This window comes from [Actinomadura] parvosata subsp. kistnae, from assembly GCF_900323885.1.
Taxonomy (GTDB): domain Bacteria; phylum Actinomycetota; class Actinomycetes; order Streptosporangiales; family Streptosporangiaceae; genus Nonomuraea; species Nonomuraea composti.
The window spans coordinates 99813-124050 of record NZ_OOHJ01000011.1; the positions used below are offsets into that span (position 1 = coordinate 99813).

At 72.2% G+C, this 24238-nt stretch carries 32 protein-coding genes and 2 pseudogenes; 20 read left to right on the forward strand and 14 right to left on the reverse strand.

Going from position 1 to position 24238, the window contains the following annotated elements; all coding sequences use genetic code 11:
* Positions 1–42: 42 nt before the first annotated feature.
* Together KIS93_RS11065 and KIS93_RS11070 are read right to left on the reverse strand one after the other, a co-directional pair.
* The gene (locus tag KIS93_RS11065) at positions 43–456 is read right to left on the reverse strand and encodes a hypothetical protein (protein ID WP_080039969.1); all 414 of its coding nucleotides are present in this window, start codon (positions 454–456) and stop codon (positions 43–45) included.
* A 99-nt stretch (positions 457–555) separates the two neighbouring features.
* Positions 556–966, reverse strand: a complete 411-nt coding sequence (locus tag KIS93_RS11070) for a hypothetical protein (RefSeq protein WP_155127828.1) — start codon at positions 964–966, stop codon at positions 556–558.
* Between the two features lie 293 nt (positions 967–1259).
* Here KIS93_RS11070 and KIS93_RS11075 point away from each other — a divergent pair, with 293 nt between their 5' ends.
* Both KIS93_RS11075 and KIS93_RS11080 read left to right on the forward strand, forming a co-directional pair.
* Entirely contained in the window at positions 1260–1814 is a 555-nt protein-coding gene (locus KIS93_RS11075; RefSeq protein ID WP_080039971.1) for a hypothetical protein, read from the forward strand.
* Positions 1805–2113 carry a tail fiber domain-containing protein gene (locus KIS93_RS11080; RefSeq protein WP_080039972.1) on the forward strand — a complete coding sequence of 103 codons (309 nt, stop codon included), beginning with the start codon at positions 1805–1807 and terminating at the stop codon, positions 2111–2113. Before KIS93_RS11075 ends, KIS93_RS11080 begins: the two co-directional genes overlap by 10 nt.
* 133 nt (positions 2114–2246) lie before the next feature.
* On the opposite strand, the gene KIS93_RS11085 is transcribed toward KIS93_RS11080, so the two are convergent.
* Both KIS93_RS11085 and KIS93_RS11090 read right to left on the reverse strand, forming a co-directional pair.
* On the reverse strand, positions 2247–3113 hold the full coding sequence (locus KIS93_RS11085; RefSeq protein ID WP_080039973.1) for an alpha/beta hydrolase: 867 nt from the start codon (positions 3111–3113) through the stop codon (positions 2247–2249).
* Positions 3110–3706 carry a GNAT family N-acetyltransferase gene (locus KIS93_RS11090; RefSeq protein ID WP_155127831.1) on the reverse strand — a complete coding sequence of 199 codons (597 nt, stop codon included), beginning with the start codon at positions 3704–3706 and terminating at the stop codon, positions 3110–3112. Before KIS93_RS11090 ends, KIS93_RS11085 begins: the two co-directional genes overlap by 4 nt.
* A gap of 96 nt (positions 3707–3802) precedes the next feature.
* Here KIS93_RS11090 and KIS93_RS11095 point away from each other — a divergent pair, with 96 nt between their 5' ends.
* A complete protein-coding gene (locus KIS93_RS11095) occupies positions 3803–4714 on the forward strand; it encodes a TetR/AcrR family transcriptional regulator C-terminal domain-containing protein (RefSeq protein ID WP_080039975.1) in 912 nt (303 codons plus the stop codon).
* Between the two features lie 41 nt (positions 4715–4755).
* Here KIS93_RS11095 and KIS93_RS11100 read toward each other — a convergent pair whose 3' ends face one another.
* Together KIS93_RS11100 and KIS93_RS11105 are read right to left on the reverse strand one after the other, a co-directional pair.
* Positions 4756–5385 (reverse strand): response regulator, encoded by a 630-nt coding sequence (locus KIS93_RS11100; protein WP_080039976.1) that lies wholly within the window; start codon positions 5383–5385, stop codon positions 4756–4758.
* Positions 5382–6485 carry a sensor histidine kinase gene (locus tag KIS93_RS11105; protein ID WP_155127834.1) on the reverse strand — a complete coding sequence of 368 codons (1104 nt, stop codon included), beginning with the start codon at positions 6483–6485 and terminating at the stop codon, positions 5382–5384. The genes KIS93_RS11100 and KIS93_RS11105 overlap by 4 nt, the downstream gene beginning before the upstream one ends.
* An 88-nt stretch (positions 6486–6573) precedes the next feature.
* Here KIS93_RS11105 and KIS93_RS11110 point away from each other — a divergent pair.
* The 3 genes and pseudogenes from KIS93_RS11110 to KIS93_RS11120 form a co-directional block, all read left to right on the forward strand.
* A pseudogene (locus KIS93_RS11110) lies at positions 6574–7218 on the forward strand (ABC transporter ATP-binding protein); the annotation flags it as partial.
* A 56-nt stretch (positions 7219–7274) separates the two neighbouring features.
* Positions 7275–8024 (forward strand): ABC transporter permease, encoded by a 750-nt coding sequence (locus KIS93_RS11115; protein ID WP_080039979.1) that lies wholly within the window; start codon positions 7275–7277, stop codon positions 8022–8024.
* A gap of 61 nt (positions 8025–8085) precedes the next feature.
* Positions 8086–9921, forward strand: coding sequence for a glycoside hydrolase family 15 protein (locus tag KIS93_RS11120; protein WP_080039980.1), 1836 nt, complete (start codon positions 8086–8088; stop codon positions 9919–9921).
* A gap of 4 nt (positions 9922–9925) precedes the next feature.
* On the opposite strand, the gene KIS93_RS11125 is transcribed toward KIS93_RS11120, so the two are convergent.
* Positions 9926–10675 carry an alpha/beta fold hydrolase gene (locus tag KIS93_RS11125; RefSeq protein WP_080039981.1) on the reverse strand — a complete coding sequence of 250 codons (750 nt, stop codon included), beginning with the start codon at positions 10673–10675 and terminating at the stop codon, positions 9926–9928.
* An 89-nt stretch (positions 10676–10764) separates the two neighbouring features.
* On the opposite strand from KIS93_RS11125, the gene KIS93_RS11130 reads away from it, so the two are divergent.
* The 3 genes from KIS93_RS11130 to KIS93_RS11140 are packed head-to-tail and all read left to right on the forward strand — an operon-like array spanning position 10765 to position 12884.
* Positions 10765–11139: a winged helix-turn-helix transcriptional regulator gene (locus KIS93_RS11130; RefSeq protein ID WP_080039982.1), complete on the forward strand. Its 375-nt coding sequence runs from the start codon at positions 10765–10767 to the stop codon at positions 11137–11139.
* Positions 11140–11196: 57 nt separating this feature from the next.
* Entirely contained in the window at positions 11197–11643 is a 447-nt protein-coding gene (locus KIS93_RS11135) for a MarR family transcriptional regulator (RefSeq protein WP_080039983.1), read from the forward strand.
* An 8-nt stretch (positions 11644–11651) separates the two neighbouring features.
* Complete coding sequence (locus KIS93_RS11140; RefSeq protein WP_080039984.1) at positions 11652–12884, forward strand: epoxide hydrolase family protein; 1233 nt, start codon at positions 11652–11654, stop codon at positions 12882–12884.
* A 6-nt stretch (positions 12885–12890) separates the two neighbouring features.
* Here the strand turns inward: KIS93_RS11140 and KIS93_RS11145 are convergent, their stop codons facing one another.
* From KIS93_RS11145 to ctaD, 3 genes are read right to left on the reverse strand one after another with little or no spacing between them, the layout of a single operon-like run.
* The gene (locus KIS93_RS11145; RefSeq protein WP_222107401.1) at positions 12891–13403 is read right to left on the reverse strand and encodes an NUDIX domain-containing protein; all 513 of its coding nucleotides are present in this window, start codon (positions 13401–13403) and stop codon (positions 12891–12893) included.
* Positions 13404–13422: 19 nt separating this feature from the next.
* A complete protein-coding gene (locus tag KIS93_RS11150) occupies positions 13423–13656 on the reverse strand; it encodes a DUF3040 domain-containing protein (protein ID WP_080039985.1) in 234 nt (77 codons plus the stop codon).
* Between the two features lie 4 nt (positions 13657–13660).
* On the reverse strand, positions 13661–15295 hold the full coding sequence (ctaD, locus tag KIS93_RS11155) for an aa3-type cytochrome oxidase subunit I (RefSeq protein WP_230466288.1): 1635 nt from the start codon (positions 15293–15295) through the stop codon (positions 13661–13663).
* A gap of 223 nt (positions 15296–15518) precedes the next feature.
* Here ctaD and KIS93_RS11160 point away from each other — a divergent pair, with 223 nt between their 5' ends.
* The 3 genes from KIS93_RS11160 to KIS93_RS11170 all read left to right on the forward strand — a co-directional run bounded on the left by KIS93_RS11160 (position 15519) and on the right by KIS93_RS11170 (position 18103).
* A complete protein-coding gene (locus KIS93_RS11160) occupies positions 15519–16442 on the forward strand; it encodes an AEC family transporter (protein ID WP_080039987.1) in 924 nt (307 codons plus the stop codon).
* A 382-nt stretch (positions 16443–16824) separates the two neighbouring features.
* A complete protein-coding gene (locus KIS93_RS11165) occupies positions 16825–17445 on the forward strand; it encodes a hypothetical protein (RefSeq protein ID WP_186404098.1) in 621 nt (206 codons plus the stop codon).
* A 202-nt stretch (positions 17446–17647) separates the two neighbouring features.
* A complete protein-coding gene (locus KIS93_RS11170; protein ID WP_080039988.1) occupies positions 17648–18103 on the forward strand; it encodes a VOC family protein in 456 nt (151 codons plus the stop codon).
* A gap of 54 nt (positions 18104–18157) precedes the next feature.
* On the opposite strand, the gene rpmF is transcribed toward KIS93_RS11170, so the two are convergent.
* From rpmF to rpmG, 4 genes are read right to left on the reverse strand one after another with little or no spacing between them, the layout of a single operon-like run.
* Complete coding sequence (rpmF, locus tag KIS93_RS11175; RefSeq protein ID WP_080039989.1) at positions 18158–18325, reverse strand: 50S ribosomal protein L32; 168 nt, start codon at positions 18323–18325, stop codon at positions 18158–18160.
* A 2-nt stretch (positions 18326–18327) separates the two neighbouring features.
* On the reverse strand, positions 18328–18627 hold the full coding sequence (gene rpsN / locus KIS93_RS11180; RefSeq protein ID WP_080039990.1) for a 30S ribosomal protein S14: 300 nt from the start codon (positions 18625–18627) through the stop codon (positions 18328–18330).
* On the reverse strand, positions 18627–18863 hold the full coding sequence (rpmB, locus tag KIS93_RS11185; protein ID WP_080039991.1) for a 50S ribosomal protein L28: 237 nt from the start codon (positions 18861–18863) through the stop codon (positions 18627–18629). The genes rpsN and rpmB overlap by 1 nt, the downstream gene beginning before the upstream one ends.
* A 23-nt stretch (positions 18864–18886) precedes the next feature.
* Positions 18887–19051 (reverse strand): 50S ribosomal protein L33, encoded by a 165-nt coding sequence (gene rpmG, locus KIS93_RS11190; RefSeq protein WP_080039992.1) that lies wholly within the window; start codon positions 19049–19051, stop codon positions 18887–18889.
* Positions 19052–19167: 116 nt separating this feature from the next.
* Between rpmG and KIS93_RS11195 the strand changes: the two genes are divergently transcribed.
* The 8 genes and pseudogenes from KIS93_RS11195 (at position 19168) to KIS93_RS11225 (ending at position 24147) form a co-directional block, all read left to right on the forward strand.
* Positions 19168–20295, forward strand: coding sequence for a CobW family GTP-binding protein (locus KIS93_RS11195; RefSeq protein ID WP_155127837.1), 1128 nt, complete (start codon positions 19168–19170; stop codon positions 20293–20295).
* Positions 20292–20525: a 30S ribosomal protein S18 gene (gene rpsR / locus KIS93_RS11200; RefSeq protein WP_080039994.1), complete on the forward strand. Its 234-nt coding sequence runs from the start codon at positions 20292–20294 to the stop codon at positions 20523–20525. The genes KIS93_RS11195 and rpsR overlap by 4 nt, the downstream gene beginning before the upstream one ends.
* A gap of 100 nt (positions 20526–20625) precedes the next feature.
* Positions 20626–20874, forward strand: a pseudogene (locus KIS93_RS67430) (LLM class flavin-dependent oxidoreductase); the annotation flags it as partial.
* Between the two features lie 181 nt (positions 20875–21055).
* Positions 21056–21496: an LLM class flavin-dependent oxidoreductase gene (locus KIS93_RS67435; protein ID WP_281261963.1), complete on the forward strand. Its 441-nt coding sequence runs from the start codon at positions 21056–21058 to the stop codon at positions 21494–21496.
* A gap of 132 nt (positions 21497–21628) precedes the next feature.
* Entirely contained in the window at positions 21629–22744 is a 1116-nt protein-coding gene (locus KIS93_RS11210) for a sensor histidine kinase (protein ID WP_080039995.1), read from the forward strand.
* Complete coding sequence (locus KIS93_RS11215; RefSeq protein ID WP_155127840.1) at positions 22737–23402, forward strand: response regulator transcription factor; 666 nt, start codon at positions 22737–22739, stop codon at positions 23400–23402. The genes KIS93_RS11210 and KIS93_RS11215 overlap by 8 nt, the downstream gene beginning before the upstream one ends.
* Before the next feature lie 30 nt (positions 23403–23432).
* Positions 23433–23726, forward strand: a complete 294-nt coding sequence (locus KIS93_RS11220; protein WP_080039996.1) for a hypothetical protein — start codon at positions 23433–23435, stop codon at positions 23724–23726.
* Positions 23719–24147 (forward strand): acyl-CoA thioesterase, encoded by a 429-nt coding sequence (locus KIS93_RS11225; RefSeq protein ID WP_080039997.1) that lies wholly within the window; start codon positions 23719–23721, stop codon positions 24145–24147. The genes KIS93_RS11220 and KIS93_RS11225 overlap by 8 nt, the downstream gene beginning before the upstream one ends.
* The last annotated feature ends 91 nt before the right edge of the window (positions 24148–24238 follow it).

Sequence of the window (24238 nt, forward strand, 5' to 3'; positions counted from 1 at the left end):
TTCGGCACCGCGTCGATGTGCCGGGGAGCGGTCGGGCCGGGGTCACGAGTAGAGGAGGACCTGCTCGGAGTCGCGGCTGGTGTTGGCGCACAACGTGTGCGGGTCGGGGTCCTCGTCGCTCTGGCGGTCCTGGCAGGTCCAGGTCTGCCCGTCGACCTGCACCGTGAGGCCGCTCAAACCGCGGGCCGGGCCGGGCGCGCTGCCTTCGATGGCCTCCTTGGCCACCTTCTTGGCGGTCTCGCACGCGCTTTCCTTGTCGTCGGCGCTCCTCGCCTCGATGGACAGCCCGATCTCCCCGCACTTGTGGGTCTTGGACGCGGCCTCGCCCGGCCCGGGATCGGCGGCGAGGTGGTGGGCGGACGCCGGCTGCGTCCGGGCGACGGCGGCCGTAGGTGTCAGGGCGGCCGCCGCCAGCAGGGCGATGAGGGCGGGGCGGATCGTGGTCTTGCGGCTCATCTGGCAACACTTCCCTCCGAAGGTCCGGAGTCGTGCTCGACGGCTCCGGTCAGGGGAGCCGGTCGCGTGGTGCGGGCCGACCGCTCCCCCGGTGTCCGCTCAGCTCACGGGCTCGTACGTGGACAGCGACAGCATCTCGTCGGCGTGCGAGCATTCGACGTACGACTCGTCCAGCTCGCTCTTCTGGACGCAGGCCCAGTTCGCGCCGTCCACGGTCACCGAAGCGGGGCTCTCGGCGCCGGCCTGGCGGGGCGCGGCGGCGTAGGCGCCCGCCACCTCACCGGCCGTGGCGCAGGCGTGGGCCATCTCCTGGTTGCTCCGCATCGTCATCTTCAGCCCGCCCGGCCCCTGCCCGCAGGCGAAGTCGTCCCGGAGCGGCAGCCGTTCCTGGACGGACGCGGCAGGCGCCGCACCGGCGGCCGCCGCTGAGCACCAGCCGCCGATGACGAGCACCCCGGCGGCCAGGAGAGCCGAAGAGGCGCGGACGGCAGATTCCGGCACAGCACGCATGTGAACACTCCTCCGCATGCTCGGAGCGGCTTCCGACAGCTCCAGCATCGCCTGTCCGGGTGTCCTCGCGGGTCATGCGTGGTCGACGACTGCCACAAGGCCCCGTCCAGTCACGGCGGCAACGTGCCGGGGAAACCCTCGTTCGTCTGCGGAGTGCGTGGTCCGACAGGGTGGCCTATCTGCTTGTTCTGGCGGCTTGCCCCCTCCAGCTAGTTATGCCCGACTAGCTGCGATAACTACAGTAAGTAATTGAATAGCAACAAAGGGTCACCGACGAAAGGAGAGCTCACTTCATGAGCCCCGACCCCCGCAACAGCAGCCAGGCGATCACCACCATCTCCGCCCGCATCAAGACCGGCGGCGACGGCACCAGCGACGGCGCCTCCGGCGGCGTGGACCACTACAAGGCCGACGTCTACCTCGGCATCACCGGGCGGGAGTACTTCCTCGCCCGTTCCGACGTCAACGACTTCCAGGTCGGCTCCGACCACACCTACGTCCTCGGCGACGGCGCCAACGTCATGCATCCGGACGAGAACGACCCGCGCAAGCCCCAGCGCCGGTTCGGCGACCTCCGGCACGAGCCCGTCTACCTCCGCTTCCGCGCCTCCGAGGAGACGCCGGAGGACCGGTGGCACCTCGCCGCCGTCGAGGTGACGGTGACCGGCGCCGACGGCTCCACGCTCGGCTACTCGGCGGACATCGGCGCCGACGGCATCTGGCTCGGCCAGCAGACCGGGCAGGTCGTCCACCTGTCGCTCGGCCGGACGGAAACGGCGTCCTCCTCGCAGGCCCGCGCGTCCGACCGCGCCCTCAAGACCGCGATCACGCCCGTCGCATGGCAGTGAGGTGGCCCCTGGGGCTCCGCGCCCGCGCCCGGCGCCGCCCGGTCAACGGCCACGACGTGCTGGCCAAGGTCGTCGCGCTGCCCGTCAGCACGTGGCGCTACCGCAACGACGGCGACCACGTGTGGCACCTGGGCCCCATGGCGCAGGACTGGTGGGCCGCGTTCGGGCTGGGCGGCACCGACAAGGCGATCCACTGCATCGACGCCAACGGGGTCGCGCTCGTCGCGATCCAGGCCCTGCACCGCGAGGTGGAGTCGTTGCGAGCGGAGCTACGGCGACTGCGCGAGTCGTCTGATTGAGCCCCGCCCGCTCCCCGCCTCAGCGGGCTGGCGGGCGGAGCCGCACGCGCCGAGGTGCGGCTACTCTCCGCAGGCGGCCGAAGCCCCAGGCGGCTGCCCCCGCAGGCCGCCCAGGGCTCGGGCGACCGAGCCCTCAGGCGGCCGAGCCCTCCCGGGTCAGGAGGTCGGCGAGGAGATCCACCAGGTCGGGGCGGTCGAACGGGCCGACGTGGGGGGCGGCGATGCTGCGCACGTCGGTGGGGTTGTCCGGGGTGAGACGGTCGGCCTCGGCGATGAAGCGGTCCTGGAGGGCGAGCGGGATCAGCCGGTCCTCGGTGAAGCGGATGTACGTGCGCGGGATCCGTCCCCAGGTGCCGGCCTGGCCGCGGGCGTCGGCGAGGGGGATGCCGACGGGCTCGTCCGGCTGGAACGTGTTGAGCAGGCGGGTCATCGCCTCGTCGGTGAAGTCGCCGGCCAGGCACTGCCTGATGCCGTCGATGAGCGCCGGGTCGGCGGTGCGCCAGTTGACCCGGGCCACGCCCAGGGCGGCCGGGTCGCCGGCGATCGCGGCGGTGACCAGCGGCAGGAGGCTGGTGGCGTTCTCCGGGGTGTCGAGGTAGGCGTTCAGGCTGGGCAGGTCCACGCAGCAGTACGCGGCGGCGTACACGACCCGGTCGAGCAGGTCGGGGACGGCGTTGCCGACCCTGCTCACCACGACGCCGCCCTGGCTGGCGCCGGCCAGGACGACGGGGCCGTGGCGGCGGGCGCGGCGCACCACGTCCACCGTCCGTTCCACGTAGTCGTCGATGGTGAGCTTCGCGAGCGGGGACGGCTCGCTCGCCAGCGCCTGGAGGTCCTGGGGGGCCTGGTAGGAGCGGGGGTAGAACGCGTCGCCGCCGTGGCCGGGCAGGTCGGGGGCCACGGCGCGGTGGCCGCGCAGGGTCAGCTCGGTGATCAGCCCGGAGGCCAGGTAGGACGAGGAGTGGGTGCCGTGGACGAACACCAGGGTCGGACGAGTCATGACATTTCCTTGTCTTGAGTAGGTTGACGCCACATGGGCCACAGGGTCGGGCCGCCGGGTACGCGTACCGGCTCGCCGTGCTCCTCGAACCCGTGCCGCAGGTAGAGCGTCCGGCTCCGCTCGGAGCTGGCCTCCAGGTAGGCGGGCAGGCCGTCGGCGTCCGCGCGGCGCAGGCGGTGCCGCAGCATCGCCGAGCCGAGCCCGGCGCCGCGCCGGCCGCCGAGCACGCCGACGCAGGGCAGGTAGAGGTGCGGCTCGCGGGGGTGCCGGGGCTCCAGCACCTCGCCCAGGGCCCGCAGCCGCGCGCCGCTCTCGCCGAAGGCTCCCGGCTCGAACGTGCCGGACGCCTGCTCCCCCGCCGCCAGGGTCAGCCACACCGCGGCCCCCTCGCGGTCGCCGGCCAGGTACGCCTCGGCGGCGGGATGGGCGAGCAGGGGCCGGTAGTAGCGCCGCTGGAGGCGGCCCCGGTCGCCGGCCGAGGGGAAGAGCCAGCGGACGACGGGGTCGTTCATGAACGCCTCGGTGAGGACGTCCAGCACCGCCCGCTCGTCCTCAGCGCGCCGCACGGATGCGTACGCCGTATCAGGTGTCATGCGTACAGCGTATAGACGGAAGTATCCCCGCTAACGCCTGAAAGCAGAAGAAGTGTGCTGGACGGAAGCGGAAGTGCACTAGTACACTCCAGGCCCATGCCGCCCTACCGCACGATCGTCGCCGAACTCCGCGCCCGCATCGCGAAGGGCGAGCTGCGCCCCGGCGACCGCGTCCCCTCCGTCCGCGAGATCGCCCGGCGCTGGGGGGTGGCGGTGGCGACCGCGACGAAGGTGATGGCGGCGCTTCGTGACGAAGGGCTGGTGGAGACGAAGGTCGGCTCGGGCACGGTGGTCGCCGCCCGTTCCGATCAGCCGGAACAGCAGCAGCCGGCGGACGCGGGCAAAAGCGCGCTGAACCGCGAGCACACCCTGCGCACCGCCGTCGCGATCGCCGACCGCGAAGGGCTCGACGCCGTGTCCATGCGCCGGATCGCCGCCGAGATGGGCGTCGGCGCGATGTCGCTGTACCGGCACGTGGCGGGCAAGGACGAGCTGGTCACGCAGATGACGGACCTGGTGTTCGGCGAGGTGGAGCTGCCCCGGCCGGGCCCGGACGGGTGGCGGGCCAAGCTGGAGCTGATCGCGCGCCGGCAGTGGGAGCTGTGCCGCAGGCATCTGTGGTTGCCGAGGGCGATCTCGTTCACCCGCCCGCTGCTGGTGCCGCGCGTGATGGAGCACACGGAGTGGACGTTGCGCGCGCTCGACGGGCTCGGGCTGCCCATCCAGACCCGGCTGCGCGAGGCTCTCACGTTGCACACCCTGGTCGTGTCGGCGGCGCTGACCATGGCGCAGGAGGCGGAGGCCGAGCAGGAGACCGGCGTGACGCTGGAGCGCTGGTGGCTGGCCCAGCGGGAGCAGGCCGACGCGCTGCTCGGCACGGGGCGGTTCCCGCTGCTGGCCACCGTGCCCGAGGAGACGGCGACGGACGTGGACGGCCTGTTCGAGTACGGGCTGGCCCGCCACCTCGACGGCTTCGCCGCCATGCTCGAACGCCCGCCATCGCCCTGAGCCGGGGTCCGCCTCCCATCGCCCCGGCACCCGTGCCTGGGTCAGACGAGGCGGGCCTCGTAGGCGGCGATGACGAGGTGGACGCGCGTCCGCGCCCCGAGCTTGGTCAGCAGGCTGCTGACGTGCGTCTTCACCGTGCTGAGGCTGACGTACAGCGTCTCGGCGATCTCCGCGTTGGACAGCCCCCTGGCGACCAGGACGAGCACTTCGCGCTCCCGTTCGGTGATGTCGAGGCCGCCGGTGCGCGACGGCGGGCTCACGTACCGCTGGATCAGCCGCCGGGTCGCGGTCGGCGCCAGCAGCGACTCGCCCGCCGCGACGACGTTCATGCTCCTGATCAGCTCGGCCGGCGGGGTGTCCTTGAGCAGGAAGCCGGCGGCGCCGGCCCGGAGCGCCCCGTAGACGTACTCGTCGAGGTCGAAGGTGGTGACGATGAGGACGCGGGTTCCGGGCAGGTCGGCGCAGATGCGGCGGGTGGCCTCGATGCCGTCCATCTCGGGCATGCGCACGTCCATGAGCACCAGGTCGGGACGGTCGCGGGCCGCGGCCGTCACCGCCTGCGCGCCCGTCGCGGCCTCGCCGGCCGAGCGCAGGCCCGGCGTGGCGTCGATCAGCCGGCGGAAGCTGGCCCTGATGAGGGGCTGGTCGTCGGCCACCAGCACGGTGATCACAGCGGCAGCCTCGCCATGACGCGGTAGCCGCGCCCCGGGCGGGCGCCCGCCTCGAACTCGCCGCCGAACAGGTGCACGCGCTCGCGCAGCCCGGTCAGGCCGTGCCCGTAGGGGCAGGCGGCGCCGCGCGTGCCGTCATCGGTGACCTCCACGGTCAAGGCGTCCTCCTCGCGTTCGACGCGGACCGCGGCGTGGCGGGCGCCGGCGTGTTTGAGCACGTTGGTCAGCGCCTCCTGCACGATCCGGTAGACGGTCAGGCCCATCTCGCCGGCGGCGTCGCCGTCGATGCTCAGGTCCACGTCCAGGCCGGCCGCCCGGGTCCGCGCCACGAGCGCGCCGAGGTCGGCCAGCCCGGGTGCGGGGGCGAGGTCGGCCTCGCCGTCCTCGCGCAGGACGCCGAGCAGCCGCCGGGTCTCGCGCAGCGCGGACCTGCTGGTCTCCTCGATCGAGGCCAGCGTACGGCTCATCTCCTCCGCCTCCCCCACGTGGCCCGCGACGCCGGCCTGCACGGCGATGGTGCTCAGGCTGTGCCCGATGACGTCGTGCAGCTCCCTGGCGACGCGCAGCCGCTCCGCGACCGCCTGCGCGCGGGCCCGTTCCTCGGCCTGCGCGGCCAGCTGCTCGGTGTAGCGCCTGCGCTGGCGCACGGCCGTGCCGGCGGCCCAGGCGGCCACCAGGATGGCCAGCACCAGCCCGAGCTGGTCGCGGACCGTGCCGGTGACCGGGAAGGCCACCACGCCCTGGACGGTGGCCGCGCCCGCGGCGAGGAGCGGGAGCACGGCCCTGCCGCGCGTGGTCAGCGTGTAGAGGGCGAGCGGCAGGCAGAGCGGGTCGGCGTGCGGGATCAGGAACTCGCGCATGCCGAGCCCGCCCACCAGGACGATCACGAACACCGCGCGCGGCCACACCCGCCTGACCGCGACGGGCAGCGCGGTCGCGAGGGCCGCCGCCTGGTCCAGGACGTCGGGCTCCGAGGCGTTGCGCGAGGCGGCCAGCCCGAGGAACGAGGCCGCGAGGACCAGGGCGATGGCGGTGTCGACCGTCACCCAGGCCCACTCCGGCACGCGGCTCAGCAGGGGAGGTCGGATCTGTTCGCGCACGGTAGGAAACCTAGCCGGATCGCCCGGCCGGCCGTATCGGTCCTGAGACCGATGCGCGGGCGCCCGGCGGCGGCCGATCGTGGAGGGCATGATCGAAGTCACCGGACTCACCAAACGTTTCGGGCGGACGCTCGCCGTGGACGACCTGTCGTTCACGGTCGCGCCCGGCCGGATCACCGGCTTCCTCGGCCCGAACGGCGCCGGCAAGACCACCACCATGCGGGTGCTGCTCGGCCTCGACGCGCCCACGGCCGGGCGGGCCACCGTGCACGGCCTGCCGTACCGGGAGCTGAGCAGGCCGCTCACGCGGGTCGGCGCGCTGCTGGACGCGACCGCGGTGCAGGGCGGGCGCACGGCGGAGCAGCACCTGTGGTGGCTGGCCCGCTCGAACGGCCTGCCGCGCAGCCGCATCGGCGGGCTGCTGGGCCTCGTCGGGCTGGACCACGCCGGCGGCAGGCGCATCGGCGGGTTCTCGCTCGGCATGAAGCAGCGGCTGGGGCTGGCCGCGGCGCTGCTGGGCGACCCGGAGGTGCTGGTGCTGGACGAGCCGGGCAACGGGCTCGACCCCGAGGGCATCCGGTGGCTGCGCGGGCTGCTGAAGTCCCTGGCCGCCGAGGGCCGCACGGTGCTCGTGTCGAGCCACCTGATGAGCGAGATGGCGGTGACGGCCGACCAGCTGATCGTGCTGGCGGGGGGCCGGCTGCGGGCCGACGCCGCGCTCGGGGAGCTGGTGCGCCCCGGCAGGTCGCTGGAGGAGGCGTTCATGGACGTCATCGGAAGGAGCGCGTCGTGAGCGTGCTCGCCGCCGAGTGGATCAAGTTCAGGACCCTGCGCTCGTCCTGGTGGGCGCTGGGGATCGGGGTGCTGGTGTCGCTCGCGCTGACCGTGCTGGGCGCCGCCACCGTCATCGGGCGCTGGGATCCGGCCCGCACGAGCGACCAGGCCGCCATGGGGATCGTCGTCGCGGTGTACGTGGGCGTGGTGCTGGCCCAGCTCCCGCTCGGCATGCTGGGCACGATGACGATCGCGGGCGAGCACGCGTCCGGCATGATCGACACGACGTTCGTCGCGATGCCGTCGCGGGTGCGGGTGCTGCTGGCCAAGGCGGCCGTCCTGGGCGGGGCCGCGGTGGGCGCTTCGCTGCTCATCTCCGTGCCCGGCTACCTCTTCGGGCGGTTCGTCGCCGCCGCGTACCGTCCCTCGCTGCTGCCCGCCGGAGCCTGGACGGTGATCGCCGGCGGCACGCTGATGATCGTGGTGACCACGCTGCTCGGGCTGGCGCTCGGCGCGCTCCTGCGCAACGGCGCCGTGGCGACCGCGGTGCTGATGGCGATCGTGCTCGTGCTGCCGGCCCTGGTCGTCAACCTGCCGTGGGGCGAGCAGGTCAGCCGGCTCCTGCCCGCGTACCCGGCGCTGCAGCTCATCGAGCAGGTCCCGGACATCATGCCGGACTGGGCGGCGTTCGCCGTGCTGGCCGCGTGGGGCGTGCTGCCGCTGCTGCTCGCGGCGGCCCGGTACGCCGTCCAGGCGCGGCGGTAGCCGGGGCGTCTTCCTGGCGCGTCCCCGAGACGTGACGGCCGTGGCTGCCTACGTTGGGAACATGGAGGCAGACAGCAGCGCGAACGGCCGGCTCGGCGACCCCCGCTACCTGCCGATCGGCGAGCACGGCCTGATCGGCGACCTGCGCACGGTCGCGCTCGTGGGCACGAACGGCACCATCGACTGGTACTGCTGCCCGCGCTTCGACGCCCCGTCGGTGTTCGCCTCGCTGCTGGACGCCGAGCGGGGCGGCTCGTTCGAGCTGGCCGCCGACGTCCCGTACACGACCAAGCAGTTCTACTTCCCCGACACGAACGTGCTGATCACGCGGTTCTTCGCCGACGACGGCGTGGGCGAGATCCAGGACTTCATGCCCGTGGAGGGCGACACCTCCGAGGCCGACCGGCACCGGCTGATCCGGCGCGTCACGTGCGTGCGCGGCACGCTGCCGTTCCGTGCCCTGGTGGCGCCCCGCTTCGACTACGCCCGTCAGGAGCACACCGTGCGGGAGGAGGGCGGGCAGCTGATCTTCGAGTCGCCGTCGCTCACGCTGGAGCTCGTCTCCAGCGTGCCGGTCGAGCACGACGGGCGCGACGCGCGCAGCCGGTTCACGCTGCGGGAGGGCGAGCTGGCCGTGTTCGCCCTCGACCGGCTCACCTCGGGCATCGAGTCGCGCGGCTGCCCGCTGGAGGAGGCCGAGAGGCTGTTCACCGCCACGGTCGGCTTCTGGCGCAAGTGGCTGTCGGCCTCTCGCTACCGGGGCCGCTGGCGGGAGATCGTGCACCGCTCCGCGCTCACGCTCAAGCTGCTCACCTACGCGCCGACCGGCGGCATCGTCGCCGCGCCGACGACCAGCCTGCCCGAGCGGATCGGCGGCCCCCGCAACTGGGACTACCGCTACGTGTGGGTGCGCGACGCCGCCTTCTGCGTGTACGCGCTGCTGCGGCTCGGCTTCACCGAGGAGGCCGAGGCGTTCATGGGCTTCCTCGACGAGCACGTCCGGCTGGACCGGCCCGGCCCCGGCGGGCCGCTGCAGATCATGTACGGCATCGACGGCCGCAGCGACCTGCCCGAGGAGGAGCTGCCGCACCTGGAGGGCTACCGTTGCTCGCGGCCCGTCCGGATCGGCAACGCCGCCGTCGGCCAGCTCCAGCTCGACATCTACGGCGCCCTCATCGACTCCATCTACCTGTACAACAAGTGGGGCACGCCCATCTCCAGCCGGCGCTGGGAGGAGCTGTCCACGCTGGTCGACTGGGTCTGCGAGCACTGGGACCAGCCCGACGAGGGCGTCTGGGAGACCCGCGGCGGGCGCCGGAACTTCACCTACTCCCGCCTCATGTGCTGGGTCGCCATCGAGCGCGCCATGCGGGTGGCCATCCAGCGCGGCCTGCCCGCCGACATGCCGCGCTGGCGGGAGAGCCGCGACGCCATCTACCGCGACATCATGCGGCACGGCTGGTCGGAGCGGCTGCAGGGGTTCGTGCAGCACTTCGACGACGAGGTGCTGGACGCGGCCGTGCTAATGATGCCGCTGGCCAAGTTCGTCTCGCCGACCGACCCCAAGTGGCTGTCCACCCTCGACGCGCTCGGCGACGCCCTGGTCTCCGACTCCCTGGTCTACCGCTACGACCCCGAGCTCAGCCCGGACGGCCTGGAGGGGCAGGAGGGCACGTTCTCGATCTGCTCGTTCTGGTACGTCGAGGCGCTGGCGCGGGCGGGCCGGGTCGAGGAGGCCCGCCTGGCCTTCGAGAAGATGCTCACCTACGCCAACCACCTCGGCCTGTACGCCGAGCAGATCGGGCACACCGGGGAGCAGCTGGGCAACTTCCCGCAGGCGTTCACCCATCTGGCGCTCATCAGCGCGGCCTTCAACCTGGACCACGCCCTCGGCTAGGCGATCACGCCAGGAACGGCAGCACCTCGGGCAGCACGTCGTCCCGGCGCCGCAGCGCCTCGCCGTGGTCGGCGCCGGGCACGGTGAAGAACGGGGCGCCGTGCGCGAGCGCGAAGTCGCGCATGGGGTCGTGCCACGGGTCGAGGCCGCCCGCGTACATCAGGACCGGCACCCCTGAGGCGGCCAGCCGCTCGCCCAGGGCGGGCTCGCGGGAGAACGCGTCGTAGTTCGCCCGGTACGCGGCCGCGTCGCCCGCCTCGATGACCGCCACCTGGTACGGATCGGCCAGCGCCCCCTCCTTGACGATCGCGTACACGTCGTGGTCGCCGGGCAGCCCGAGCGCGGCCAGCACCGCCGGCACCCGGGAGCGGAAGCCGTCCGGGTCGAAGCCGCCGGCCACCAGCCGGGTCAGCCGCTCGGGGGCGTGGGCGGCCACGGCGTACCCGGTCATGGCGCCCAGCGAGTAGCCCCAGAACGCGGCCCGGTCGAGGCCGAGGTCGTCGAGGACGGCAGTGACGGACGCGGCCCGGCGCTCGGCCGCGTACGCCGCCGGATCGCGGGGCGCGTCGCCGGCGCCGAGCCCGAGCGGGTCGATGGCGATCACGGTGTGGGTGGCGGCGAGCACCTTGGTGTAGCCGAGGTGGGCCCAGTGGCCGCCGTCCTCGAACATGCCGGGGTGCAGGACGACGGGCGGCCCGCCGTTCCCGGCGACCTGGTAGGCGATGCGGTGGCCGGCGCTCCGCGCGAAATACACGGCTATACCCCTTCTGAACAGGAACGTTCTGTTTTGTAACGGGTAACATCCTGGAGGATGATCTCCGGGCCTGAGAAGGAGGCACTTTCTTGTCGCAACGGAACACCGCCGTAACGGACCAGGTCACCGACTGCCCGCTGCCCGAAGTGCTGCGGCTGATCGGGGACAAGTGGTGCATCCAGATCCTGGTCGAGCTGGGCGCGGGGCCGCGCCGGTTCACGCAGCTGGAGCGGGCGATCGAGGGGGTCAGTCGCCGCATGCTGACCCTCAACCTGCGCAACCTCGAACGCAACGGCCTGATCACGCGCACCGTGTACCCGGACGCGCCGCCGAGCGTCGAGTACGCCCTCACGCCGCTGGCCGAGGACGTCCGCGAACCCCTGGAGCTGCTCGCGCAGTGGGCCCGCCGTTCGATCCCGGCGCTGATGGCGGCCAGGCACGCGTACGACGCCCGCGTCCAGTAGCGCCCCGATTTAGTAGCGCTCGGGCGAAATACATCGAAGTTTGATATAACTTCGGGCATGGCGTCCGCGTCCCAGGATCCCCGCCTCGACGCGCTGGCCCGCGCGATCGAGGACTTCAACGGCTACTACATCCGCCTGCCCTCGGTCCGGCGGCTCAGCTTCTCGAGCCTGTCCGTGCTGCACACCCTGTCGCGCAGGGGCCCGATGCGGCTGACCGAGCTGACCACGACCGAGCAGCTCAAGCAGCCCGCGCTGACCAGCCTGGTCGCCAAGCTGGAGCGCGACGGCCTCGTCGCCCGCAGCCCCGACCCGCGCGACGGCCGGGCGGTGCTGCTGTCCCTCACGGAGGAGGGCGAGCAGGTCGTCCGCTCCCGGCACGCGGACCGGGTGGCTCGGCTGGCCCGCGTGGTGGAGCGGCTCAGCGACGAGGAGCGCGCGGCGCTCGACGGCTACGCGCGGCTCCTGGGCCGGATGACCGAGATCGCCGCGCGGCTCGACGATTAGGAGGACAGGTGGACGAGCGAGCGTTCCCGCTGGAGCCGGTGCCGCTGCACGTGCCGGACGAGGTGCTGGACGACCTGCGCCGCAGGCTGAGGGCCACCCGGTGGCCCCTGGATGTGGGCAACGACGACGGCCGGTACGGGGTGCGGCGGGCGTACCTGGAGGAGCTGGTCGCCTACTGGGCCGACGGCTTCGACTGGCGGGCGGCCGAGCGGGCGATCAACGCCTACGAGCACTACCGGGTGGACGTCGGCGGCGTGCCCGTGCACTTCATGCGCAGGCCGGGCGCCGGCCCCGACCCGGTGCCGCTGATCCTCAGCCACGGCTGGCCGTGGACGTTCTGGCACTGGTCGAAGGTCGTCGACCGGCTCGCCGACCCGGCCGCGTACGGCGGCGACCCGGCGGAGGCGTTCGACGTGATCGTGCCGTCGCTGCCGGGCTTCGGCTTCTCCACGCCGCTGACGCAGCACCCCGACATGAACTTCTGGAAGATCGCCGACGTCTGGCACGAGCTGATGACCGGCGTGCTCGGCCACGACCGCTACGCCGCCGCCGGCTGCGACGTCGGCGCGCTGATCGCCGGGCAGCTCGGCCACAAGTACGCCGGCGAGCTGCACGGCATCCACATCGGCTCGGCGCAGAAGCTCACCATGTTCAACGGCGACCGCGCGTGGGACCTGAGCGGCGGCGCGCCGATCCCGCCCGGCCTGCCGCCCGAGGTGCACGACCGCATCGTCGAGCTGGACCGGCGCTTCGCGGTGCACCTGGCGGCGCACGTGCTGGCCCCCTCGACGCTCGCCTTCGGCCTGGCCGACTCCCCCGCCGGCATGCTGGCCTGGGTCCTGGAGCGCTGGGCGAAGTGGTCGGACAACGGCGGCGACGTGGAGCGCGTCTTCAGCAAGGACGACCTGCTCACGCACGCGACGATCTTCTGGGCGGGCGGCGGCATCGAGACCTCGATCCGTACCTACGCCAACAACAACCGCTACCCCTGGACGCCGTCGCACGACCGGTGGCCGGTGGTCGAGGCGCCCACCGGCATCACGTTCGTCGGCTACGAGAACCCGCCCGGCGTGACGACCGGCGAGGAGCGGCTGCGCTGGTTCCTCGACAGCGACCGGGCCGCCTGGTACAACCACGTCAACATCAGCGTGCACGACCGGGGCGGGCACTTCATCCCGTGGGAGATCCCCGAGGAGTGGGTGGCGGACCTGCGCCGCACGTTCAAGGGCCGCACGTCGTAACCGCTGTCACAAGCCCATCCGGACCGGCTCGCGGGGCACGCCGCCGGCCAGCAGCGCGCCCAGCGCGCCGGCCAGGTCGCGCGGCGAGAACAGCTCGTCCCCGCGGCCGGCGGCGATCTCCGCCACGCTCCACCACCGCCACGCGCTGATGTTCTCGGCCGCGAGCAGCTCGTCGCTGAGCGTGCCGCGCGGGACGAAGCCGGGCCGGCGCAGGAGGAAGTAGTCGTTGATCACGCCGTCGTAGCCGGGTGCGTACCGGGGGCCGATCGTGCTCTGGTGCCACACGTGCGGCGGCGGGTCGCCGTCGAGGCGCAACCCGACCTCTTCCTCCAGCTCGCGGGCCAGCGCCTGGAGCGGCGTCTCGCCGGGCTCGACCCCGCCGCCCGGCATCGCCCACACGACCGGGCCGCCGTCGGCGGTGAGGTCGATGCGGCACAGCAGCACCCGGTCGTCCTGGTCGAGGATGATGGCGCGGGCCGCCCTGCGCATCCGGAGGGCCGTCTCCGTGTCGTCCAGCACGAGGAGCAGTGTACGGCGCTCACTTCCCGCACGTGACGATCACCAGGGTCATGATCCCGGTCAGGATCAGCACCATGGCCGCCACCGCGGCCACCTCGGCCCGGCTGACGTGGTCGGCGAAGCGGTCCGGCCCCTCCCGCTCGGCCCGCTCGTTGAACTCGTTGAGCCGGCTGGCCAGGCGCTCCCCGCTCTGCCGCAGCTCCAGCTCGATCGCCGCCAGCAGGAGCCGCTCGCGCGGCGACAGGCCGTCCACGGTGTCACTCCGCCGCGCGGCCGACGTGCGGGTAGTGCAGGTCGAAGGCCGGCCGTTCGGAACGGATGCGCGGCATGGCGGAGAAGTTGTGCCGGGGCGGCGGGCAGGACGTCGCCCATTCCAGGGAGTTGCCGAACCCCCAGGGGTCGTCCACGAAGACCCTGCGGCCCTTGCGCGCGGTGTACCAGACGTTGAACAGGAACGGCAGCGTCGAGGCGCCCAGGACGAGCGCCCCGATGGAGGAGAACAGGTGCAGGTCGGTGAAGCCGTCGGCGGCCGAGTAGTCGGCGTAGCGGCGCGGCATGCCGGCCACGCCGAGCCAGTGCTGCACGAGGAACGTCATGTGGAAGCCGATGAACAGCAGCCAGAAGTGCAGCTTGCCGAGCTTCTCGTTCAGCATGCGGCCGGTCATCTTCGGCCACCAGAAGTAGAACCCGGCGAACATCGCGAACACGACGGTGCCGAACACCACGTAGTGGAAGTGGGCGACGACGAAGTAGGTGTCGGTGATGTGGAAGTCGAGCGGCGGCGAGCCGAGGATGACGCCGGTCAGCCCGCCCAGCAGGAACGTGATGAGGAACCCGACCGCGAACATCATCGGCGTCTCGAAGCTCAGATGCCCCCGCCACATGGTGCCGGTCCAGTTGAAGAACTTCACGCCGGTCGGCACCGCGATGAGGAAGGTGAAGAAGGAGAAGAACGGCAGCAGCACCTGCCCGGTGGGGAACATGTGGTGCGCCCAGACGGTCATCGACAGCCCGGAGATGGCGATGGTGGCGCCGACCAGGCCGATGTAGCCGAAGATGGGCTTGCGGCTGAAGACGGGGATGACCTCGGTGATGATGCCGAAGAACGGCAGCGCGATGATGTAGACCTCGGGATGGCCGAAGAACCAGAACAGGTGCTGCCACATCAGTGCGCCGCCGTTGCCCGGGTGGAAGAACTGGGTGCCGAGCTTGCGGTCGCCCTCCAGCGCGAGCAGGGCGGCGGCCAGCACGGGGAAGGCCATCAGCACGAGCATGCTGGTCAGCAGCACGTTCCAGGTGAAGATGGACATGCGGAACATCGTCATGCCGGGGGCGCGCATGCAGATGATCGTGGTGATGAAGTTGACCGAGCCGAGGATCGTCCCGACGCCCGCCAGGCTCAGCCCCATGACCCACAGGTCGCCGCCGACGCCGGGCGAGAAGACCGCGGTCGACAGCGGCGTGTAGGCGAACCAGCCGAAGCTGGCCGCCCCCGACGGGCTGAAGAAGCCGCTGACCGTGATGAGCCCGCCGAACAGGAACAGCCAGAAGCTCACCGCGTTCAGCCGGGGGAAGGCCACGTCCGGCGAGCCGATCTGCAGCGGCATGATCACGTTGGCGAACCCGGCGAACAGCGGGGTCGCGAACAGCAGCATCATGATCGTGCCGTGCATGGTGAACAGCTGGTTGTACTGCTCGTTGCTCACCAGCTGCAGGCCGGGATGGACGAGCTCGGCCCGGATGAGCAGCGCCATGACGCCGCCCAGCGAGAAGAACAGGAACGAGGCGATCAGGTACATGTAGCCGATGACCTTGTGGTCCGTGCTCGACAGCCAGCGCACGATGATGCGGCCCTTGCTCGTCGCCCGCGCCGGCGCCACGGCGGACGTCAACGGTTCGTCAGTACGCGGTTCGTCAATGGTCACCGGAGACCCCCCATTTGCCCCATGGTGCTCTCGGCGCCCTCACATGACGGTGTTTACGCAGGTCAGCGCCGCACGACGGGCTTACCCCCGTCCGAGCGGACCTATGCCGCCACCCGACGGGCTCGACCGCCTCCGGGCGGCGGGACGGCCTCCGATAGCCTCCTGAACGTCCAGTTTGGGAGGGAATGGGTTGTCGGGGGTTGTTGCGGCGTTCGCCGCTTTGGTGTCGGTCGCCGTGCTCGGCTACGTCATCGGCGTGATCGGCCTGCTGCGCGCCAGCGACGAGCTCGTCCTGTCACGGCTGGCGTTCTACGTGGCGACCCCGGCGTTGATGTTCGCCACCGTGTCCAGGGCCGACCTGGGGGCGCTGCTCTCGCCGGTGCTGCTGACCGAGATCATCGCGGTCGCGTGCACGCAGCTCGTCTTCGTCCTGGTCGCCAAGCTGATCTGGCGGCGGACGACCGGCCAGGCCACGATCGGCGCCCTGGCCTCCTCCTACGTCAACGCCGGCAACCTCGGCGTGCCGATCTCCTTGTACGTGCTCGGCGACGCCGCCCTCGTGGCCCCCATCCTGCTCTTCCAGCTCCTCGTCCTGACCCCCGTCTCGTTCCTCATCCTCGACCGGGGCACCCGCTCCCGCCGCGCCGCCCTCCTGCTCCCCTTCCGCAACCCCCTCACCGTCGCCTCCCTGCTCGGCCTGGCCCTCGCCCTCAGCGGCGTCACCCTGCCCGTCACGGTCATGCGCCCGATCGACCTGCTCGGCGGCGCCGCCGTCCCGGTGGCGCTGCTGGCCTACGGCCTGAGCCTGTACGGCTCCCGGCGGGCGCCCGTCGCCCCGGAGGAGGACGGCGTCGCCAAGGACATCGCCCTGGCCGTCACCCTCAAGGCCATCGCCCAGCCCGCCCTCGCCTACGCCACCGCCCGCTTCGCCCTCGGCCTGGAGGGCACCCACCTGCTGGCGGCGACGCTGTTCGCGGCCCTGCCCACGGCCCAGAACATCTACGTGTACGCGGTCACGTACGACACGGCCCGGCGGCTGGCGCGCGGCGCGGTGCTGCTGACCACCGGCTTGTCCATCCCGATCATGACCGCCATCGGCGCCGCGCTGGGCTGACGCGCGGCGCGACGGCGCACGCTCACACCCCACATGGTCGCCGCCGGCCTCAGCTCAGCAACCAGGTTCGTCTCTTCTTCACATGCTGCGACTGCCGCAGACCGACCAACTCGGCCAGGCAGCCCGAACCAGCCCGAGACCGAGCGCGGCGAACATCCACGAGCCCGCCTTCACGCTCCGGCAGAACGACCGCCCGCCACACCTGGACCGCGCCGAGCGTGGTGGCCGACCGCCTTGAGCGAGAGCAAGGGCGATTCAGCGCTCAGACCGGCACATCGCGGTATACATTTTGATGGAGAGCTACACGTAACCAATTCAGGCGACTTCGTGAGGCTCTGGGGCCTTTCAGGCGCCGCGGGTGCCTTAAGAAGGGTTGTGCGAGTTGCAGAACTTCATGGAACAACTCCCCGCACTCATCGGCGTCTTACTGGGCGCGGTCGGAACGTACAGCGTGACCGCGCTCACCGAACGCAAGCGGTGGAAACGACAGCTTGCCACGAGATGGGACGAGCGGCGGGTGATCGCCTACATGGAGTATGCGCATGCCGTCAAGAAGACCATCTCCATCTGCGTCAAGCTGGCAGCTCAGCGGGACGTGGGCGTCGAGCTCAACTTCCTGGCACCGGAATACGCCGAATCAGACTTGGCCGCAGCAGAGGAAGAGCGAACCATAAGCTGGGAGGCCGTGCTTCTTTTCGGCAGCGACGAGGCTATCGCCGCCGGAAGAAGATGGCATGAAGCCGTTTTTCGGCTGGAATTGATTGCCACCGGGCAAGAGGCCGATCTCTCCTGGGATCTCGCCATTAAAGCGACGAGCCGCGCACGGGGAGAATTCTATAGAGTGGTCAAGCGCGAGATCGGCATGAAGGAGACAGGGACACCCGGAGCCTACGATTGGCAGCTCAGCACTTTTCTGGGCAAGCTTCCAGGCCCGGCGGGCGCCAAGGGTCTCCCAGCGCACGAAGCCCCGCCCAAGCTGCGTCCTTCAGGTGATGGAGCGTGACCGCGTGCGCGGACTTCTGTCCGCCGACCGGGCTTCCATCGCCGTGGCGGCGTACTGCGGCCGCTTGAAAGTGATCTCATGCCGACGGCGACGGGCTGACGAGGAACCGGGAAAAAATCTTCGGGGGATGTGTCGATCCGCCGCCGGCCCGTTCGACGCGTCGGTAGAAGGACGACCACGACCCCTGAGGAGGGACCCCGTCATGCAGAAGATCACCACGTTCTTGTGGTTCGACGACCAGGCCGAGGAGGCCGCCGCCTTCTACACCTCGCTGTTCCCCGGCTCCGGCATCCTGCACGTGCAGCGGCCCGGTGAGGGGCAGAAGGCGGTGTCGGTCGAGTTCGAGCTGGCCGGGCAGCGGTTCATGGCGCTGAACGGGGGCCCGCAGTACACGTTCACCGAGGCGATCTCGCTCTTCGTGGACTGCGAGTCGCAGGAGGAGGTGGACGAGCTGTGGGCCAGGCTCACCGAGGGCGGCGAGGAGTCGCGGTGCGGCTGGCTGAAGGACCGGTGGGGGCTGTCGTGGCAGATCATCCCCCGGCGGCTCCAGGAGCTGCTCCAGCACCCCGACCCGGTGACGGCGCAGCAGGTGATGAAGGCGATGCTGGGCATGCAGAAGATCGTCATCAGTGAGCTGGAGGCGGCCGCCGGTCAGTGACCGGCGCGGTCGGAGGGGCGGGCGCTTCCCGGAAGGCGCCCGCCCCCCTGCGTCTCAGCGGGGTGTGATCAGCCCCCTCCGGTACGCCTTGACGAGCGGGCGCGGCACCAGCAGCTCCCGCCCGTCCACCACGACGGGGACCAGGTCGGGCACGCGGGCCTTCCACTGGCTGCGGCGATGCCGGGTGTTGGCCCGGGACGTCCTGCGCTTGGGCACGGCCACGGCTACCAACTCGCCTTCGTGACACCGGGCAGCTCGCCCCGGTGCGCCATCTCGCGGAAGCGCACCCGCGACAGCCCGAACTTGGTCAGGTGCCCGCGGGGCCGTCCGTCGATGGCGTCGCGGTTGCGTACCCGGGTGGCGCTGGCATCCCGGGGCTGGCGGGCCAGCTCGCGTACGGCGGCGGCCCGCGTCTCCGGGTCGCCGGTCCTGATGAGCCGCTTCAGCTCGGCCCTGCGGGCGGCGTGGCGCCGCACGACGGCCTTGCGGCGCTCGTTCGCGGCGATCTTGCTTTTCTTGGCCATCAGATCCGCTCCCCTCGGGCACGGATGCGCGCGACGGCCTGCTCGATGCCGATCCTGTCGATGATCTTGATGGCTCTGGTGCTGAGCGTCAGCCGTACGTGGCGGCCCTCGCTGGGCAGCCAGTAGCGCCGGCGCTGGATGTTGGGGTCCCACCGTCGCCGGGTGCGCCGGTGGGAGTGGGAGACGGCGTTGCCGAACACCGGGGCGACGCCGGTGAGCTGGCAGTGTGCGGACATCATTTCCTCTCGTCGGGGGATCCCTATCGCTCCTCACGGAACGTCACGTGCCGGCGCACGATCGGGTCGTACTTGCGCAGCGTGAGCCGCTCGGGGTCGTTGCGGCGGTTCTTCCTGGTCACGTACGTGTAGCCGGTCCCGGCGGTCGAGCGGAGCTTGATCACCGGGCGCAGCTCGTTCCTGGCCATCGCGATTCCTTCCGGGTTGCGGAGCTGTGCCTTTCGGGTTGCGGAGCTGTCCTTCCGGGTTGCGGAGCTGTGCCATGATAACGACAACGGTTTTCATTTCTGCAACTGGAGGTCCGGTGCCCACCCCCGTCGTCCTCGTCGCGGGCCTGCACGGCGCGGCCCGCACGGCCGCCGTCGAGCGGCTGCTCGCCGACCATCCCGGCTCGCTCGCCGTCCACCACGACCTCGGACGGGTCACCACCGGCCGGATCACGCGCACCGTCCGCGACGCCCACGGCGTGCGGGAGAGCGCGGAGGTGCGGCTCGCGCACGGCTGCGTCACCTGCACCGTCCGCGAGGACCTGCTCCCCCGGCTCGTCGCCCTCGCGCCCGCCGCCCCGCTGCTGATCGCCGATCTCTGGGACGCGGTCGAGCCCCGCTCGGTCGCCGAGGCCGTCGACTGCCCCGAGGCCCGCGACCTGCTGCGGCTCACCGCCGTCCTGACCGCCGTCGACAGCGCCGCCCTGCCGCACGACCTGACCAGGGGCGAGCGCCTCATCGAGGTCGGCAAGCCCGCGGCGGCCGGCGACCAGCGCTTTCTGGCCGAGGTGCTGACCCGGCAGCTCGAGTACGCCACCGGCCTGGTGCCGCACGGCGGCGACGAGGAGGACGAGGAGCTGACGCTGGCCGTGCTCGCGCACCTGACCCCGTTCACGCCGGTGCACCCGCTCACGACCCTGCCCCCGGTCACCGGCCCGGCCCTGTGCACGGCCGAGCTGGGCGAACGCGTCGAGCCGGCCACCGCCCAGCTCCCCGGCGACACCCGTACCGGCGAGATCACCACCATGGTGTGGCACCGCCGCCGCCCCCTGCACCCCCGCCGCCTCTTCGAGGCGGTGGACGAGCTGGTCACCGAGTCCGTACGCTCGCGCGGCCGCTTCTGGCTGGCGACCCGCCCGAGCCGGCTGCTGGCCTGGGACGCGGTCGCCGGGATCGTCTCGGTCGAGGACGCCGGCCCGTGGCTGGCCGCGCTGCCCGAGGCCGCCTGGGACCTGGTGCCGCCGGCCCGCCGCCTGGCCGCGTCCCTGGATTGGCATCCGGAGACCGGCGACCGCGTCCAGCACCTCGTCCTGACCGGCCCCGACCTGGACACCGGCCGCCTGCGCGCCCTGCTGGACTCCTGCCTGCTCACCCCCGAGGACGGCCCCGCCGCCTGCCTCGACGACCCGTTCGCCCCGATGCTGGACCTGAAGGAGATCGCATGAGAGCCGGCCACCGCCGCGCGCCGCGCAGGAAGCCGAACCCGCTGCTGGGCGTGGAGCGCATCGACTACAAGGACACGAACCTGCTGCGCCGCTTCATCTCCGACCGGGGCAAGATCCGCAGCCGGCGGGTCACGGGGGTGAGCGTGCGGCAGCAGCGGGAGCTCACCCGCGCCATCAAGACCGCCCGCGAGATGGCCCTGCTGCCGTATTCCGCACGTCCCGGCACGTGAGGCCGGCGGCGGGCTTGAGGTCAACAAGCTTGAGGTCAACCGAGCTTGAGGTCCTAGCGTGGGCGTCCTGACCGCGTTCCCTGAGAGAAGGATGATCACGATGCGCCTGACCACGAGCCTGCCGACGGACGGCAGCGGCATCCCCGACGTCGCGAAGGCCCGCCATCTGGAGCGACTCGGCTACGACGCCGCCGGCTTCTCCGACGTGATCGTCGGAGATGGCACGCCCGGCGTGGACCCGGCGGTCACGCTGGCCGCCGCCGCGACCGTCACCGAGCGGATCGGGCTGGAGTTCGGTGTGCTGAGCCTGCCGTTGCGGCCGGTCGCGTGGGTGGCGTCCCAGGTGCAGACGTTGCAGCTGCTGTCGGGTGGCCGGGTGGTGCTGGAGGTGGGGATCGGCGGCTTTCCCGGCTCGCCGTTCTGGCGGGCGGTCGGCGCGCCGGTGTCCGGCCGGGGCGCTGGACCGACGCCGCGCTGCGCGCGCTGCCCGGCCTCATCGCCGGCCGGCCCACTCCGGTGGGCGGGCCGAGGTGACGCTCGGCCCGGCCGCCGCCGTCCCGCCGATCCTGGTCGGCGGGAACTCCGAGGCGGCCATGCGCCGCGCCGTCCTGTACGGGGACGGCTGGGCGCCCTCCCTCCTCACCCCCGCCACGCTCGCGGCCAAGGTGGCACGGCTGCGCGAGCTGGCCGGGGAGCTCGGCCGCCCGGTGCCGTCGGTGTCGGTGGGCGGCCACGCCTTCCTGTCGGGTGACCGGGCCGCGCTGGAGTCGTTCGTCTCCATGCTGTCGGGGTCGCACGGCATGCCGGAGGAAACGGCCAGGGACGTTCCGGTCACCGGCGGGGTGGCGGAGGTGGTCGAGCGGCTGGCGGCGTACGCGGAGGCCGGGGCGGACGCGGTGGGGCTGGCCCTGGACGGCGCGGAGTGGATGCGGCAGGCGGAGGTCCTGGCCGAGGCCCGCGACCGGCTGTGACATCGTGAGCCCGGCGGCGCGGCCAGGTTGGGACGCGTGACGCGGCGGCACCGGTTCGACGGCGGCGTGGCTAGGTTGGGACGCGTGACGCGGCGGCACCGGTTCGACGGCGGCGTGGCTAGGTTGGGACGTGTGACGCAGCGGCACTCTTTCGACGGCGGCGGCTCCACCCGGTGGGACGTCGGGGCGGCGCTGCTGTGCGTGCTGGTGTTCTGGCTGCCGGTCGCCTCCTGGGCCCAGGCGGGGCTGATCGTGGCGCTGGTCGCGGGCATGGTGCTGCGCGCGCGGCGCCCGGTGGCGGCGTTCGTGCTGGTGACGGCCGCGACCCTGGCGGGGGCCGCGCTGGGCGTGACGCAGGACCCGTTCGTCGCCTCCGCGTGGGTGCTCTACCGGGTGGCGCTGACCCGCGGCACCGTCCGGTCGCTCAACGCCGTCGCGGGCGCCACCGCCGTGACCATCGCGGGCGTCGCGTTCCTCGGCACCGCCGACGCGGAGAGCACCGTCCGCTACACACTGCTGAGCCTGCTCGCCCTGGCCGCCGCCTGGGTGCTCGGCGCGACCACGCGCCGCGCCGCGCTCCAGGCCGAGCAGGCGATGCTCGCGGAGCGGCAGGCGGCGGTCGTCGCCGAACGGCTGCGCGTGGTGCGCGAGGTGCACGACGTCGTCTCCCACTCGCTCGGCACCATCGCCGTGACCGCCGGCGTCGGGGCCCGCGCGGACGATCCCGGGCGCCTGCAGGGCAAGCTCTCCCAGATCGAGACGGTCAGCAGGCAGGCGCTCGGCGAGTTGCGGACGACGCTGGGCGCCGTGCGCGGCGACGGCGAGAGCGCCGAACGCCACCCTCAGCCGGGCCTCGGCGACCTGCCCGCGCTGGCCGAGCGGATGCGCGGCAGCGGGCTCACGGTGACGTTGACGGTGCCCGCGACGGTGGCGGTGCCGGCCGGGGTCGAGCTGGCCGCGTACCGGATCGTGCAGGAAGGTCTGACGAACGCCGCCCGCCACGCGCCCGGCACGCACTGCGAGGTGACGCTGACCTGCGCGGACGGGGACCTGCACGTCTTCGTCACCGACGACGGCCCCGCGGCGTCCGCCGTCCTCCCCCGCCCGCCGGACGGTCCGGGGTTCGGGCTCGTCGGGCTGCGCGAGCGCGTCGAGCTGCTCGGCGGCCACCTCACCGCCCGCTCGCGCCCCTGCGCGGGCTTCGAGCTGCACGCGACCATCCCCCTCAAGGAGGCACCCCGTGCCTGACCAGCGGATCAAGGTCCTGGTGGCCGAGGACCAGCCGCTCCTGCGCGCCTCCCTCGTCGAGCTCGTCGCCGGCGACCCGCGCCTCGACGCCGCCGAGGCCCGCGACGGCAGGGAGGCGGTCGAGGCGGCCGGCAGGGTGCGTCCCGACGTGGTGCTGATGGACATCCGCATGCCGGTCATGGACGGGCTGGAGGCCACGCGCGCCATCTGCGCCGCCCATCCCGGGACGAAGGTCGTCATCCTGACGACGTTCGACCTCGACGAGTACGTCTACGAGGCCCTCCGCGCGGGCGCCACCGGCTTCCTGCTGAAGAACGCCGGCACCGACGAGATCCTGCGGGCGGTGCACATCGCGTACGAGGGCAACGCCATGCTCGCCCCCGAGGTGACCAAGCGCATGATCGCCGGCCTCGCCGCCCGCAGGGCTCGCCCGGACTCCGATCGCATGGCGATGCTGAGCGATCGGGAGCGGGACGTGGTGGCGGCGATCGTCCGCGGCCTGTCCAACGACGAGATCGCCGCCGCGCTGTTCCTCAGCCGCGCCACCGTCAAGACGTACCTGAGCAGGCTTTTCCTCAAGCTCGGCGTGCGGGACCGCACGCAGCTCGTCATCCTCGCGTACGAGACCGGCTTCGTCGACAGCCTCCGATCGCTGTAGCGATCGCTTCCGATTGCTAACCTATGGGGCATGACCGAGCTACGTGAGGTGGCCGCCGCGCTGCGCCAGATCAGCGCCGGCTTCGCCGCCCTGGCCGACGCGATCTCCGATACGGAGCCTCCGGAGGAGGCCCGGTACCGGGAGCTCATCCAGGAGTGGGGGGAGCGGGGCCTGACCAGGGCCGAGGCGAGTGCGCTGTTCCGCAAGCACGGCTTCTCGCCGCAGGTGGCGGGCGGCTGGGCGCGGGGCGACTGGCTGGAGATCCGCGACGACGGCCGCCGCTACCTCACCGAACGATCTCTGCGCTGGCTGAGCGATGACTGAGCCGTTCAGCGTGCGCATGGAGGTGCGCGTCTACGAGGTCGACCCGCAGCTCCACCTCAACGGCGGCTTCTACATCCAGTACGCCGACCACGCCCGCTTCGCCTGCGTCCAGGCGGCAGGGGTGTCCGTCGAGGCCCTGCTCGGCAGCGGCCTCGGGCCCGTCAACCTGGAGACCGTCATCAAGTACCACCGCGAGCTGCGCGGCGGCGACCAGGTGGACGTCACGTGCGCGTGGGAGTGGGGCGGCGGCCGGACGTACCGCGTGCACCACCGCTTCCTCCGCCTGGACGGCACCCTGGCGGCCGAGGTCGGCCACGTGAGCGGCCTGCTCGACCTCAGGACCCGCCGCCTGGTCGCCTCCCCCGGCCACGAGTGGCGCATCCGCGCGGACGACCCCGCCCTGCTGGGTCTCGACCCCTAGCGACCACTCTTCGGGGTCTCAACCCCCAGCAGCCCCGGAATGTGGCGTATTGCCCCCTTGCCGTTAACTTTCCTGACAGATCACCGTCTAT

Bases quoted from the DNA above. Each gene is read 5' to 3' on its own strand.
- KIS93_RS11065 (WP_080039969.1), bottom strand. From the start codon at position 456: ATGAGCCGCAAGACCACGATCCGCCCCGCCCTCATCGCCCTGCTGGCG.
- KIS93_RS11070 (WP_155127828.1), bottom strand. From the start codon at position 966: ATGCGTGCTGTGCCGGAATCTGCCGTCCGCGCCTCTTCGGCTCTCCTG.
- KIS93_RS11075 (WP_080039971.1), top strand. From the start codon at position 1,260: ATGAGCCCCGACCCCCGCAACAGCAGCCAGGCGATCACCACCATCTCC.
- KIS93_RS11080 (WP_080039972.1), top strand. From the start codon at position 1,805: ATGGCAGTGAGGTGGCCCCTGGGGCTCCGCGCCCGCGCCCGGCGCCGC.
- KIS93_RS11085 (WP_080039973.1), bottom strand. From the start codon at position 3,113: ATGACTCGTCCGACCCTGGTGTTCGTCCACGGCACCCACTCCTCGTCC.
- KIS93_RS11090 (WP_155127831.1), bottom strand. From the start codon at position 3,706: ATGACACCTGATACGGCGTACGCATCCGTGCGGCGCGCTGAGGACGAG.
- KIS93_RS11095 (WP_080039975.1), top strand. From the start codon at position 3,803: ATGCCGCCCTACCGCACGATCGTCGCCGAACTCCGCGCCCGCATCGCG.
- KIS93_RS11120 (WP_080039980.1), top strand. From the start codon at position 8,086: ATGGAGGCAGACAGCAGCGCGAACGGCCGGCTCGGCGACCCCCGCTAC.
- KIS93_RS11135 (WP_080039983.1), top strand. From the start codon at position 11,197: ATGGCGTCCGCGTCCCAGGATCCCCGCCTCGACGCGCTGGCCCGCGCG.
- KIS93_RS11170 (WP_080039988.1), top strand. From the start codon at position 17,648: ATGCAGAAGATCACCACGTTCTTGTGGTTCGACGACCAGGCCGAGGAG.
- rpsN (WP_080039990.1), bottom strand. From the start codon at position 18,627: ATGGCCAAGAAAAGCAAGATCGCCGCGAACGAGCGCCGCAAGGCCGTC.
- rpmB (WP_080039991.1), bottom strand. From the start codon at position 18,863: ATGTCCGCACACTGCCAGCTCACCGGCGTCGCCCCGGTGTTCGGCAAC.
- rpmG (WP_080039992.1), bottom strand. From the start codon at position 19,051: ATGGCCAGGAACGAGCTGCGCCCGGTGATCAAGCTCCGCTCGACCGCC.
- rpsR (WP_080039994.1), top strand. From the start codon at position 20,292: ATGAGAGCCGGCCACCGCCGCGCGCCGCGCAGGAAGCCGAACCCGCTG.
- KIS93_RS11220 (WP_080039996.1), top strand. From the start codon at position 23,433: ATGACCGAGCTACGTGAGGTGGCCGCCGCGCTGCGCCAGATCAGCGCC.
- KIS93_RS11225 (WP_080039997.1), top strand. From the start codon at position 23,719: ATGACTGAGCCGTTCAGCGTGCGCATGGAGGTGCGCGTCTACGAGGTC.